The organism is Intestinimonas massiliensis (ex Afouda et al. 2020), assembly GCF_900626285.1.
In the GTDB taxonomy this organism is placed as follows: domain Bacteria; phylum Bacillota; class Clostridia; order Oscillospirales; family Oscillospiraceae; genus Flavonifractor; species Flavonifractor massiliensis_A.
The window spans coordinates 2,386,491-2,399,360 of the sequence record NZ_LR131147.1 but is presented as its reverse complement, the minus strand read 5'-3'; the positions used below and the strand labels follow the sequence as shown (position 1 = coordinate 2,399,360).

Here is a 12,870-nt window from a genome sequence, read left to right as displayed (position 1 = left end):
GATTTCCCGTCCGGGAGATCCGTTCCCTCTCTTTTTCGGCTTACCGGCGGGCGGCCAGGGAGACCCAGCCCTTCTGCTCCCGCCTGCGGAACACGTGGAGGCCGTTTTTCTCCAGGGCGGCGGCCACTTCGTCGGCCCGGGTGTCGATGATGCCCGAGCACAGGAACACCGCCCCCTCGTCCATAAATTCCCCGGCCTGGGCGGACAGGGGGATGATGACGTCGGCCACGATGTTGGCCAGCACCAGGGCGTACTTCTCCTTGGCCAGGTCGGCCACCAGATCCCCGTCGTCCAGCACATTGCCCGCCAGCACCCGGTAGCGGTCCTTTCCGATGCCGTTGAGGGCGGCGTTCTCATAGGCCACATCCACCGCCTTGGGGTCGATATCCACCGCCGCGGCGTGGGAGGCACCCAGAGCCAGGGCGGCGATGGACAAAATGCCGCTGCCGCAGCCCAGGTCCAGCACCGGCTTGCCGGGGACGGTGTACTCCTCCAGCCCCATGAGGCACAGCTGGGTGGAGGAATGGCTGCCGGTGCCGAAGGTGAGGCCGGGGTTCAGGTACAGGGGCACCTTTCCCTCCGGCACCGGGTCCTCCCGCATCCACTCGGGCACGATATACAGCTTCTCCCCCACCGCCATGGGCTTGTAGTATTTCTGCCAGGAGTGGGCCCAGTCGTTGTCTCCCAGGGAGGACAGGGTGTAGGGGGTGTCGATCCCCGCCGTCCACTCCGCCAGCTGCTTTTTCCCGTGGTCGTCGTCGGTGACGTAGAACTTCACCCGGCATACGCCCTTCATCTGCTCCAGCAGCTCCTCGTCCACATAGTCCCAGTACTGCCGGTTGTTCTCCAGGAAGGACTTGAAGTCCTCCTCATCCTCAATGGCGAACCCGGTGACGCCGTTGCCCGTGAGCTTGGCGCACAGCTCGTCCAGCTCTCCCCGGGTGGTGTCCAGGGTCACTTCCATCCACTTTACATCTTCCATTACCGCTTGCTCCCCATAAAGAACAGGGCCACAGTGCCCGGTCCCGAGTGGGCGCCGATGACCGGCCCCACGTAGTTGATGACCACTTCCTTCACGCCGAAGCGTGCCTTCACGTCGTCGGCCACCTTCCGGGCGTCCTCCAGGCAGTCGCCGTGGCTGATGAATACCACCTGATTTTCGGGGTCCAGGGCGGTCTCCGCCATGTGGTCTACCAGGGCCTTCAGGGAGGCCCCGCGGCCCCGGGCGGTGCCCACCTTGATGAGGTGTCCTTCGTCGTCCACGTGCATCACCGGCTTGATGGACAGCATGGTGCCCAGCATGGCGGTGGCGGGAGAGACGCGGCCGCCCCGCTTGAGGAACATCAGGTCGCTGACGGTAAACCAGTGGCACAGATTCAGCTTATGGGCCTCCACCCAGTCCCGGACCTCCTCCAGGCTCTTGCCCTGCTGACGCATCCGGGCGGCATACCACACCAGCAGACCCTGGCCCAGGGAGGCGCACAGGGTATCCACCACGCACACCTTCCGCTCCGGAAACTGCTCCATCAGCTCCTTGGCGGCGATCTGGGCAGAGTGGCAGGTGGCGGACAGGCCGGAGGAGAAGGCCAGGATCAGCACATCCTTTCCCGCCTCCAGAATGGGGGTAAGGGCCTCGGTATAGTCCCCCACATTCACCGCCGAGGTGGTGGCCATACCCCCCTCCCGCAGACTGCGGTAAAAGTCAGCCGGGTCCATCTCCCGGTTGTCCGGCCAGTTCTGATAGGTCTTGTCCCCCATGGTAAAAAACAGGGGAAGTACCTGGATATCCAGCTCCCGCACCAGTTCGTCTGACAAATCCGCCGAAGAATCCGTCAACAAAACGTAATCGTTCATACAACTATAGCCTCCTGTATTCAATCAGCGGGATGTTCCCGGCTGCTTTTGGTTTTTTTACCCTTCTCAAGCTGAGGGCGGCGGGACCGGATCAGCTCCAGCAGCCGCTGGCAGGCCAGCTTATCGGCGTAGCTGCGCAGAGCCAGGGACAGGGCCAGGGGAGCCAGCTCATCCTCCCCGGCGGTGGCGTCCAGGCTGCCGGCGGTCACGTCCAGGGCCCGGTCCAGCTCCTCCAGGAAGCGGGCGTACAGGGCCTGGGGCTCCTGCCCCGCCCCCGCCGCGTCCAGCAGCAGCCCGGCGTCCTTCACCGACAGCACCTGCTTGAGCGCGCACAGGGCGGTGAGGTAGGCCAGATGGGTGCGGGAGTACCGCTTGCCCTCCGCCCGAGGCATGGCACCGTCCTTGATATAGTTGTTCACCATGGCGGAGGTGAGCGCTTCACCCTCTCCATAGTGGATCAGCTGCCGGGGCATATAGCTGATGAGCTGATCCATATACAGGCCAATATCGGGAAAATCCTCCCACGCCACCGGCCGCTCCTGCTCCAGGCGCTCTTTCAGTTCACGGATCTCCTCCAATTGTGGCCCTCCTTTCTGGTTTTAAAAACCACGTCATAAAATATCCGTCCAATTATACCACATTGTTTTTGGTGAAGTAAAGACCATAAAGGCATGAAAACAGCCCTTTGCGGTCACATAACAAAATTATGTGACCGCAAAGGGCCGGATGGATAAAATCTGGATTACAGCATCTCGTAAATGCCGGCCGCACCCATGCCGCCGCCGATGCACATGGTTACCATACCGTACTTGCCGCCGTTGCGCTTCAGGTAGCTCAGGGCCTTACAGGTGAGCATGGCGCCGGTGGCGCCCAGGGGGTGACCCAGAGCCATGGCGCCGCCCCAGGGGTTGACCTTGGCGGGATCCATGCCGATGGTGCGGATGACCACCAGAGCCTGGGAGGCAAAGGCCTCGTTGAGCTCGATGACATCCATCTGATCGATGGTCATGCCGGTCTTTTTCAGCACCTTGGGCACCGCCTCGATGGGGCCTACGCCCATGACCTCGGCGGGCACGCCGCCGGTGGAAAAGGCCACAAAGCGGGCCAGGGGCTTCAGGCCCAGCTCCTGAGCCTTTTCCTCGGACATGAGCACCACAAATCCGGCGCCGTCGGTGCGCTGAGAGGAGGTGGCGGCGGTGACCAGGCCGTCCTCCAGGAAGCAGGGCTTCAGCTGGGACAGGCTCTCCACATTACAGCCGGGGCGGATGCCCTCGTCCTTGGTCACCACCACATCCTGGCCGTCGGGGCCGGGGACAGTGATGGGGATGATCTGATCGTCAAAGAAGCCCTCATTCTGGGCCAGGGCGGCCCGGCGGTGGCTCTCCGCAGCCATGGCGTCCATGTCCGCCCGGGAGACGTTCCACCGGCGGGCCACGTTCTCAGCGGTAATGCCCATGGTGACATACACCTCGGGGCGGTGCTCCATCAGCCAGGGATCAGCGTCCTCAATACCCACCAGCATGGGCACCATGGACATGGACTCCACGCCGCCGGCGACCATCACGTCCTCCTCGCCGCAGCGGATGGCGTTGGCGGCGGTGGCGATGGTCTGCAGGCCGGAGGAGCAGAAGCGGTTCACAGTCTGGGCAGTGACGCTGTCGGGCAGGCCGGCCCGCTGCACGATGAGCCGGGCCATGTTGGCGCCCTGGACGCCGAAAGGCATAGAGCAGCCCACGATCACGTCTCCGATGTCCTCGTGCTTCAGCTGGGGCACCTTGTTCAGCACCCCCAGCAGGGCCTGGGCGCCGTACTCCACAGGGTGGACGTTGGCAAAGGAGCCCTTATTGGCCTTGCAATAGGGGGTGCGGCCACAGGCCACCACAACAGCTTCTCTCAGTTTTTTCTCAGACATACTCTCCATTCCTTTCCGGTTTCTCTGTTTTCTCTATATAAAAGTAAAATTTCTTATTTCAGCTGGTACTGCTCCATCTTCTCATACAGCACCGTGCGGGAAATATCCAGCAGCTCTGCCGCCTTTACCCGGTTGCCGCCGGCAGCGGCCAGCGCATCCCGGATCAGCTCCCGCTCGAAGGCCCGGCGGGCCGGACGCAGCCGGTAGTCCCCGGCTCCCCCGCCCGCCACCTGGCGGCGTTTTCTGGCCTGCATCCGCTGCTCCAGCTGGCGGAAGTCCTTCCGGCGCAGCACATGGGAATCGGTGGCGTTCATGGCGCTCTCCACCGCGTTCTGCAGCTCCCGGACGTTGCCCGGCCAGTCGTAGTCCATCAGCAGTTCCATGGCGCCGGGGGCTACCCCCTCAATGACCATACCCAGCTGGTAGTTCAGCCGGTGGATGAAGTTGTCCACCAGCAGGGGCAGGTCCTCCTTCCGCTCCCGCAGCGTGGGCGCCTGGATGCGGATGACGTTGAGCCGGTAATACAGGTCGCTGCGGAACTGTCCGGTCTCCACCAGGGCCTCCAGCGGGATGTTGGAGGCGGCGATGACCCGTACATCAATGGGGATGCTCTTGTCGCCGCCCACCGGGTCGATCTCCATCTCCTGAAGCACCCGGAGGAACTTGGGCTGCATGGTGGTGGTGAGCAGGTTCACCTCGTCCAGGAAGATGGAGCCCCCGTTGGCCAATTGGAACCGGCCCATTTTGCCCTTTTTGGAGGCGCCGGTGAACGCACCGGCGGCGTAGCCGAAAAACTCCGATTCCATCAGCTCCGCGGGAATGGCCGAGCAGTTCACCCGGACAAAATTGGCCGCCTTTCGGGCGCTTGCGGCGTGAATGGAGTGGGCAATCAGCTCTTTGCCGCTGCCCGTCTCTCCCTCAATAAGTACGGTAGAGGTGGACCGGGCGGCCTGGAGGATCTGCTCCTTTAACCGCACGATCGCCGCGCTCTTGCCGATGATATTGTCCAAACCGTACCGGGCTCCCCGCTCCCGGGAGAGCTCCTGCTGGTAATACTCCACCGCGCTGGACAGCTCACCGATCCGCCGGGTCAGACTCTGGGCGTCCTCCATGCCATGGACAATGACATATAAAAAGACCCCGCACAGCTGGCCCTTCTTGTCAAACCGGGGAAAATAGCTGGTAAAGGCGGGGACTCCCTCGGCCCTGACGGCCTTGGCAAACACCGGCTTGCCCGTCGCATAGACCTCTGGGGCGTGGGTGTCGGGCACCATCTCCCATACCTTCCGGCCAATGGCCTCCCGGGCGGTGTGACCGGTGTAGCGCTCCCAGCCCGGGCTGACATAGGTGTAGTTTCCATCCTTGTCCAGCACTGCCATAGCGGCCAGGCCTTCGATAAATTCCAGCATGGTCTGTGGATCGATGTAGTTTTCCAAGCGGGATCACCTCTTATTACCCATACTCTCCACGTAAGTCAACCATAGACTTAACTACGATAGCAAGCCGCAGCTTGTTTTACAATAGTGATTCTAACCGAAATTTAACCTTTTCTTTTATATAAATCTAAGATTTTTATGTTTTTTCATTATTTACAGAACAAAACCGCCCATTTCCAACGTTTCTTATGAAAAAATATGTAAGTTTTTTATTACATGTATTATTTTCCTTACAAAGCTTCCATTTCCTTACGTCCCAATGGTTTTGGTAAAAAATCGTCCCTTCCGAATACCCGACTGTTAAGTTTTCCTTACGTCTATTTGCCGGATTCAAAATTTGCCATTTTTCCTCTTTCTCCTGTCTCCCAAGAGATTCCCGTTTTGTTCGGAAGTTTTTTGAAGTTGGCACATCATTTGCTTTTACTCTGGAACGCAGCAACCATTGTATGGACTGAGAAAAGGAGTGTGTTTTGCGATGAAAATCATTGACCTGTCCATTCCCATTGAAGACGGACTGCCCAGCGATCCCCCGATCCAGATCCCCAAGATCCAGTACTGCAACCACAAGGACACCGCCGAGCAGATGGCCGGTTTCTTCAAGGGCTGCACTGTGGCTGACCTGCCCGATGGCAACGGCTGGGGCATCGAGTTCCTGCAGGTGTGCACCCATTCCGGCACCCACGTGGACGCCCCCTACCACTATTACCCCACCATGAACGGCGGCGAGAAGGCCTGGACCATCGACGAAGTGCCTCTGGACTGGTTCGTGGGCGACGGCGTGGTGATGGACTTCCACGACAAGCCCGACGGATACAAGATCACCGCCAAGGACGTGGAGGAGTATTTTGAGAAGATCGGCTACACCCTGAAGGAAGGCGACATCGTGCTGCTGCGCACCGACGCCGATGACCGTTGGGGCAAGCCCGAGTACCTGGTGGCCGGCGCCGGCATGAGCTACGAGGCCACCATGTGGCTGCTGAACCGCGGCGTGCACGTGGTGGGCACCGACGGCTGGAGCTGGGACGTGCCTCTGCCCTTCGAGGGTGCCGAGTTCGAGAAGAATCACGACGCCTCCATCATCTGGGAAGCCCACCGCGTGGGCCGCGACAAGGCTTACTGCCACATTGAGAAGCTGACCAACCTGGATCAGCTGCCCGTCACCGGCTTCAAGGTCAGCTGCTTCCCCGTGAGCATCAAGGCCGCCTCCGCCGGCTGGTCCCGTGTGGTTGCTTTTGTCGACTGAGTTTCGTCCCCATAGTATGTGTGTAAAGTTATTTGTGAAAGAGAGGAACAAGCATGGACAGTAATGTGGTATTTATTATCATATTCGTGATCTTCTGCGCTTTCCTGATGAGCGCTGGCTTGATCAGCAAGCGGTGGGTTAAGGAATCCTCCGACTTCGTGCTGGCCGGCCGTGAGATCTCCACTCCCATCAACACGGTAGGCGTATGTGCCATCGGCTTTGCCGGCACCACCGTCACCCTGGCTCCCGGCTTCACCATCCAGTATGGTCTGTTGGGCGGCCTGGGCTGGGGCTGCATCTATGCAGTGTGCGGTCTGCTGATCTTCGGCCTGCTGTACGCCAACTTCATCCGCCGCAGCGGCGCTCAGACCCTGCCCGAGTTCCTGGAGATGCGCTATGACGGCCACACCCGTTCCGTGGTAGCCATCACCTCCGTCATCGGCATGTGCGGCATCATGGCCAACAACGTGGTGTCCAGCGTGGACAACATCGCGGCCTTCACCGGCTGGAACCGTCTGGCCATCACCGCCGTCATCTTCGCCGTCATCATCGTGTTCACCTTCGTCTCCGGTCTGTGGGCCACCACCATCACCGACCTGTTCCAGGTCCTCATCGGCGTCATCGTGGTGCCCGCCACTTTCTTCCTGCTGGCTGGCAAGTTCGGCTGGCTGGACGCCATCACCGCCAACTGGAGCGCCGGAAACTTCATGAATGAGGGCTTCGTGGGTGCTCTGCCCGGCATGAAATTCACCTATCCCTCTATCTTTAACTTCATTGTCTGCTTCGCCGTGGCTCTGGTGTGGGGCAACAACTACTACTGGATGAAGGTGGCCAACTGCCGCAGCGAGAAGGTTGCCCGTAACTCCTTCGTGGCCGCCGCCATCATCCTGATCGTGGTGTTCGTGCTGCCTCTGTGCCTCATCGGCGGCTACATGGGCGCTTTCTACTCCGACAAGCTGACCCTCAACGGCGGCACCGTGCTGCCCACCGGCACCTACGGCTTCATCGCCAGCACCTTTATCTCCCTGTTCGGCGCGCTGGTGGTCATCAGCGCCGTGGCTGCCTCCATCTCCACCGCTTCCACCTCCGCTCTGGGCGCTTCCGCTGTTGCCAACCGCGACATCTATCAGCGCCTCATCAACCCCAAGGCCGACGCCAAGACCAGCCTGAAGATGTCCAAGATCATCATGCTGCTCATCGGCGTGGTCACCTTCGTGCTCTGCCAGTTCCCCGGCGGCCCCACCTACCTGTTTGCCTTCGCCAACTGCTGGCTGGTGCCTCCCGCCATCCTGCTGGGCCTGGGCGCCATCTGGCCCAAGTTCAACAGCCGCGGCGCTCTGTGGGGCGCTGTGTGCGGCATGATCACCATGGCCGTGTTCACCCTGCTCCAGCTCACCGGCATCTTTGATGTGGGCAAGTACGTCTACCTGGCCACTCTGGGTCTGGTGGTCACCCTGGTGGTGGCCGTCATCGCCTCCCTCACCGGCAAGCCCAAGTACTTCGGCCAGCCCAGCTGGGAGCGCGTGCCCACCGCTACCAACCGCAAGGACGTGAAGCTGGGCGACATGGAGAAGCAGATCCTGCAGATGCTGCGCATCGGCCACTGCTACATGTCCGACCTGACCGACGCCCTGGGTGTGGACTCCAAGACCTCCGGCGCCGCCATTGAGAACCTGGACCAGGGCGGTTACATCGTCCGCGCCGGCATGAGCGGCTCCAAGTTCTACACCTTCTCCATCACCGAGAAGGGCATGGCTGCTCTCCCCGCTCTGTCCAGCACCGAGGCCGAGATGGCCAAGGAGGGCCTGAGCCCCCTGTATGTCCAGCTGCTGAAGGTGGTCAAGGAGGCCCCCGAGAAGCAGGCTGAGTTCGTGCAGAAGAACAGCATCAAGTCCATGCGGATGTCCGCCATCTGCTCCCACCTGACCCGCCAGGGCTATGTGGTTGAGGGCGGTCTGTTCAAGCGGAAGCTCCGTGTCACCGAAAAGGGTGCCGCCGCCATCCGCAAGTACGCCTGATCTCTTTGGCATCCACATAAGCGATTCAACGGCGGAGCGGGTACCCCGCTCCGCCGTTGTGCACAGAAAGGAGTTTTTCTGTGTTCCAGGAAGAATACCGCCGCAAGCGCACCACGGCGGATGAGGAGGCCGCCCGGGTCAGATCGGGAGACACCCTCTATCTGGCCGGCGGTCCCTTGCTGGCCACCGACTATGCCGCCGCTCTCCACCGCCGGGCCAAGGAGCTGCGGCAGGTGCGGGTGCTCCACTACCTGCCGCTGGAGCCGGTGGCCCTGCTCACCGACCCGGCCTGCCGGGACTCCTTCCAGGTGCAGTCGGTGTTCTACAACAAGATCCAGCAGATCTCCGATCAGCTGGGCATCTGTTCCTTCATTCCCAACCACCTGCGCAACGTGGCCCGGGACTGGACCCATGCGGTGCCGGAGTACGACTGCATGGTGCTCACCGTCTCCCCCATGGACAAGCACGGCTACTTTTCCCTGGCGGGCTGCGCCTGTCTGGAGCAGGCCCTGATCCCCAGGGCCCGCCGGCTGGTGCTGGAGGTGGCCTCCCACGCTCCCCGGGTGTTTGGAGACGTGACCATCCACATCTCCCAGGCGGACGCCATCCTGGAGTCCGACCGCTACCCCGCCGCCCTCCTCTCCAAGGAGCCGGACCAGGTGGACCGGCAGCTGGGCAAGGTGGTGGCCGACCTGGTGCGGGACGGCGACACCATCCAGCTGGGCTTCGGCAGTACCATCAACGCCCTGGCCGCCGAGCTGACCCACAAGCAGCACCTGGGCATCCACACCGAATCCCTGTCCGACGCCGCCATGGATCTGATCCTCAGCGGCGTGGTGGACAACACCCGCAAGACCCTCCACCCCTTTCAGACCGTCACCTGCTTCTCCATGGGCAGCCATGCCCTGTACGACTTTGTGGACGACAACCCGTCCATTCTGCACAAGGCCCTGTGCTACACCAACGACCTGAACGTAATAGCTGCCAACCGGGCCATGGTGTCCATCAATGCCGCGCTCCAGATCGACCTGTCCGGACAGTGCGCCTCGGAGAGCGTGGGCACCCGCCAGATCTCCGGCAGCGGCGGTCAGGTGGACACCGCCGTGGGCGCCCAGATGGCCCCGGACGGCAAGTCCATCATCACCCTGCGCTCCACCTACACGGTGAAAAACAAGGAAACCGGCGAGGAACAGCTCCAGTCCCGCATTCTGCCCCTGCTGCCCCAGGGGGCGGCCGTCACGCTGACCCGGACCAATACCCATTACGTGGCCACCGAGTACGGCGCGGTATGCCTGCGGGGCCTGACGGTGACGGAGCGGGCCAAGGCCCTGATCTCCATCGCCCATCCCCAGTTCCGTCCCTGGCTGGAGGAGGAATTCCAGCGTCTGTACCAGACCCACTGACCGCGGCAAAGGCCGCCGTCAGACAATTTTAAAAAAATGAGGTGCATCAACATGAGTATGGACAAGACCATTATTACCGTAGCCACCACCGGCGCCTGGCCCACCAAGGAGAACAATCCCAACGTGCCTATGACCCCCGCCGAGATCGCTGAGGACGTGTACGCCTGCTGGAAGGCCGGCGCTTCCATCGCCCACCTGCATATGCGGGACGACCAGGGCAAGGGCACCATGGACAAGAACAAGTTCCGTGAGACCGTGGAGCTGCTGCACACCAATCACCCTGACTGTGACATCATTGTGAACATGACCACCTCCGGCGCCCTCACCGCCGACGACGACGAGCGGATGGTCCACCTGAAGGAGCTGCGCCCCGAGATGGGCACCTACGACTGCGGCTCCATGAACTGGCTGCACACCGGCCTGTTCCTCAACCCCCCCGCCTTCCTGGAGAAGCTGGGCCGGAACATGCAGGAGTGGGGCATCAAGCCCGAGATCGAGGCCTTTGACCCCGGCATGATCGCCAACGCCCAGTACTACCTGAAGAAGGGCGTGCTGAAGGCTCCCCTCCACTTCCAGTTCTGCATGGGCTGCGCCAACGGCATCCCCGGCACCATGAAGAACCTGATTTTCATGAAGGAGACCATGGAGTCCCTGTGCCCCGGCTCCACCTGGAGCTGCTTCGGCGTGGGTCACTCCGCCATGACCATGCTGTACGGCGCCGTGGCCCTGGGCGGCCACATCCGCGTGGGCATGGAGGACAACGTCATGTACTCCAAGGGCGTGCTGGCTGAGAGCAACGTCCAGTTCGTGGAGCGCGCCCGCCGCGTCATCGAGGAGTTCGGCAAGAAGGTGGCCACCCCCGACGAGGCCCGCGAGATCCTGAGCCTGAAGAAGTAAGCCGACTGTTTCTGCGCAAAAGGAGAGCCGCCCTCCGGTATGAACCGAAGGGCGGCTTCCTTTTTATTTGTGCTTAAGACGCGTCTGCCTGCCGGCGGTTGACGGCATAGATACCCGCGCACACCAGCACCAGGGCCGCCAGGGTGCGCAGGGAAAAGGCCTGCTCCGCCTCTCCCAGGAAAAGGGCGGAGAGCAGCACCCCAAACAGGGGTGTGAGGAAGGTAAAGATGGACACCCGGCTCACCGGGTTGTACTTGAGCAGGAGCCCCCACAGGGAGTAGGCCACGGCGGAAATCAGGCCCATGTAGAGCATCAGCAGGTAGGCCCAGGGCCGGGAGGGCAGCCCGATCCGCCCGCCGGTCAGAAGCCCCACCAGGATCATGATGCTCCCGCCCAGCACGAACTGCCAGCCGCTGAGCATCACCACATCGAACCGGCCGGAAAAGCGCTTGACCAGAATGCCGGACAGGGAGTAGGACAGCTGGGAAAACAGCACAAACCCCTCCCCCAGCAGGGACACCTGGAACAGGCTCTCCCCCGTCACTCCCGACAGGTTCATCACCACGATGCCCGCAAAGCCCACCACACAGCCCAGCACCTTGGCCCCGGTCAGCTTCTCATAGCGGAAGATCAGGCTGGCCATCAGGATGGAGAAAAAGCCGCCGGTGCCCGAGATGATGGTGCCGTGGACCCCGCTGGTGTGGGCCAGTCCCACATAGAAAAACAGGTACTGCACCACGGTCTGGGCCATGGACAGGGCAAAAATACTGGGCAGCGCCTCCCTCTGGGGGCGGAGAAACCGCCTTTGCAGCAGGCTCTGGAAGAGCACAACCAGCAGTCCCGCCAGCAAAAACCGGATACCCGCAAACAGGATGATGCTCTGGGTATCCCCGGTGTCGATCCGGAACACCTGGTAGCCGATCTTGATGGCCGGGGTGGCGCTGCCCCACAAAAAGCAGCACACCATGGCCACCAGAAAGACCACCCGCTTATCGCTCAGGTTTTGTCTCATATCGCCGTTTTCCTCTCTGTCTCAGATGCCGCAGCGTCCGGACGCCATCCTTGCTTTGGCGCACAACAGTCTACCACACCGCCGCCGGCAATGCAACCGGCCCCATTTGTCAGTTGACAAATATCCGCCTTACGGTCATAATTTATATAATCATGTAAAGCATCGCCGTTTTCCGACGAAGAAGAGGATAGAATATGCTTGACTTTAGATATGATACGTTTTTGGAGCTGTGCAAAACAAAGAGTTATACCAAGGCGGCAAAGAATCTTCACGTTTCACAGCCTACGGTAAGCCAGCATATCCACTACCTGGAGGATGTATATAAAGGCAAGCTCTTTCTTTATGACGGCAAGACCCTGGCTCTCACCAAGCGGGGGGAGCAGCTGCGCCGCTATACCCAGAAAATCGCCGCAGAGAGCCGCTTCATTCAGCAGCGGGTTCTGGCGGCGGACGGACCTTTCCAGATTTTTTTGGGGGCCACCTGCACCATGGGGGAATTTGTGCTCCCCCCTATTTTGGGCCGCTGCATGGCGGAGGACGAAGCGGTAGGCTTCAGCATGACGGTGGAATACAAGGACGTTCTCCTTCAGCAGCTGCTGGACGGCGATATCCTGCTGGCCTATCTGGACGGGGATTTTGATCCAGACCTGTACACCGGCCGGTTTTTCACCCGGGAGCGGCTGCTGCCGGTGTGCGGCCCTGGCTCCCCGTTAGGCGGCCGGAAAGTGGCTATGGAGGAGCTGTTCTCCCAAAAGCTCATTCTCCGGGAGGTGGAGATCGACAACCGCACCTGTCTGGAGAATGCGCTGAAGGAGCGCGGACTGAGCGTCTCCCAGTTCGCCGGGGTGCAGGAAATCTGCAACATCAACGCCATCAAGCATCTGGTGGAGGAGAACATCGGCATCACCTTCCTCTACGAATCCACCGTGCGCCGGGAGCTGGAGGCCGGTCTGCTGCGGCCGGTAGAGGTGGAGGGCTTCTCGGCGGGGCAGGACTTCAACCTGGTCTACCTGCGGGATACTCTCCACGAGGATCTGATCCTCTCGGTCTTTGAGCGGCATAAGGAGAAGCTGCTCCAGGGAAAATAACGGAAAA

At 61.2% G+C, this 12,870-nt stretch carries 11 protein-coding genes; 5 read left to right on the top strand and 6 right to left on the bottom strand.

Annotated elements, in window-relative coordinates:
• Positions 1-40: 40 nt before the first annotated feature.
• The 5 genes from prmA to E0E41_RS11885 all read right to left on the bottom strand — a co-directional run bounded on the left by prmA (position 41) and on the right by E0E41_RS11885 (position 5,202).
• Positions 41-982, bottom strand: a complete 942-nt coding sequence (gene prmA, locus E0E41_RS11905; protein ID WP_130870094.1) for a 50S ribosomal protein L11 methyltransferase — start codon at positions 980-982, stop codon at positions 41-43.
• The gene (locus E0E41_RS11900; RefSeq protein ID WP_130870093.1) at positions 982-1,854 is read right to left on the bottom strand and encodes a DegV family protein; all 873 of its coding nucleotides are present in this window, start codon (positions 1,852-1,854) and stop codon (positions 982-984) included. Before E0E41_RS11900 ends, prmA begins: the two co-directional genes overlap by 1 nt.
• 20 nt (positions 1,855-1,874) lie before the next feature.
• Positions 1,875-2,432 (bottom strand): DUF1836 domain-containing protein, encoded by a 558-nt coding sequence (locus E0E41_RS11895; RefSeq protein WP_130870092.1) that lies wholly within the window; start codon positions 2,430-2,432, stop codon positions 1,875-1,877.
• 164 nt (positions 2,433-2,596) lie between these two features.
• Positions 2,597-3,766 (bottom strand): thiolase family protein, encoded by a 1,170-nt coding sequence (locus E0E41_RS11890; RefSeq protein ID WP_207303215.1) that lies wholly within the window; start codon positions 3,764-3,766, stop codon positions 2,597-2,599.
• Between the two features lie 53 nt (positions 3,767-3,819).
• Positions 3,820-5,202 carry a sigma-54 interaction domain-containing protein gene (locus tag E0E41_RS11885; RefSeq protein WP_242623768.1) on the bottom strand — a complete coding sequence of 461 codons (1,383 nt, stop codon included), beginning with the start codon at positions 5,200-5,202 and terminating at the stop codon, positions 3,820-3,822.
• Positions 5,203-5,677: 475 nt separating this feature from the next.
• Here E0E41_RS11885 and E0E41_RS11880 point away from each other — a divergent pair, with 475 nt between their 5' ends.
• The 4 genes from E0E41_RS11880 to E0E41_RS11865 all read left to right on the top strand — a co-directional run bounded on the left by E0E41_RS11880 (position 5,678) and on the right by E0E41_RS11865 (position 10,763).
• Positions 5,678-6,445, top strand: a complete 768-nt coding sequence (locus E0E41_RS11880) for a cyclase family protein (protein ID WP_130870091.1) — start codon at positions 5,678-5,680, stop codon at positions 6,443-6,445.
• A gap of 53 nt (positions 6,446-6,498) precedes the next feature.
• Positions 6,499-8,463, top strand: coding sequence for a sodium:solute symporter family protein (locus tag E0E41_RS11875; protein ID WP_130870090.1), 1,965 nt, complete (start codon positions 6,499-6,501; stop codon positions 8,461-8,463).
• Between the two features lie 80 nt (positions 8,464-8,543).
• Positions 8,544-9,866, top strand: a complete 1,323-nt coding sequence (locus E0E41_RS11870; RefSeq protein WP_130870089.1) for an acetyl-CoA hydrolase/transferase family protein — start codon at positions 8,544-8,546, stop codon at positions 9,864-9,866.
• Between the two features lie 51 nt (positions 9,867-9,917).
• The gene (locus E0E41_RS11865; RefSeq protein WP_130870088.1) at positions 9,918-10,763 is read left to right on the top strand and encodes a 3-keto-5-aminohexanoate cleavage protein; all 846 of its coding nucleotides are present in this window, start codon (positions 9,918-9,920) and stop codon (positions 10,761-10,763) included.
• Between the two features lie 73 nt (positions 10,764-10,836).
• Here the strand turns inward: E0E41_RS11865 and E0E41_RS11860 are convergent, their stop codons facing one another.
• A complete protein-coding gene (locus tag E0E41_RS11860; RefSeq protein ID WP_130870087.1) occupies positions 10,837-11,775 on the bottom strand; it encodes a DMT family transporter in 939 nt (312 codons plus the stop codon).
• 194 nt (positions 11,776-11,969) lie between these two features.
• On the opposite strand from E0E41_RS11860, the gene E0E41_RS11855 reads away from it, so the two are divergent.
• The gene (locus E0E41_RS11855; RefSeq protein WP_130870086.1) at positions 11,970-12,863 is read left to right on the top strand and encodes a LysR family transcriptional regulator; all 894 of its coding nucleotides are present in this window, start codon (positions 11,970-11,972) and stop codon (positions 12,861-12,863) included.
• The last annotated feature ends 7 nt before the right edge of the window (positions 12,864-12,870 follow it).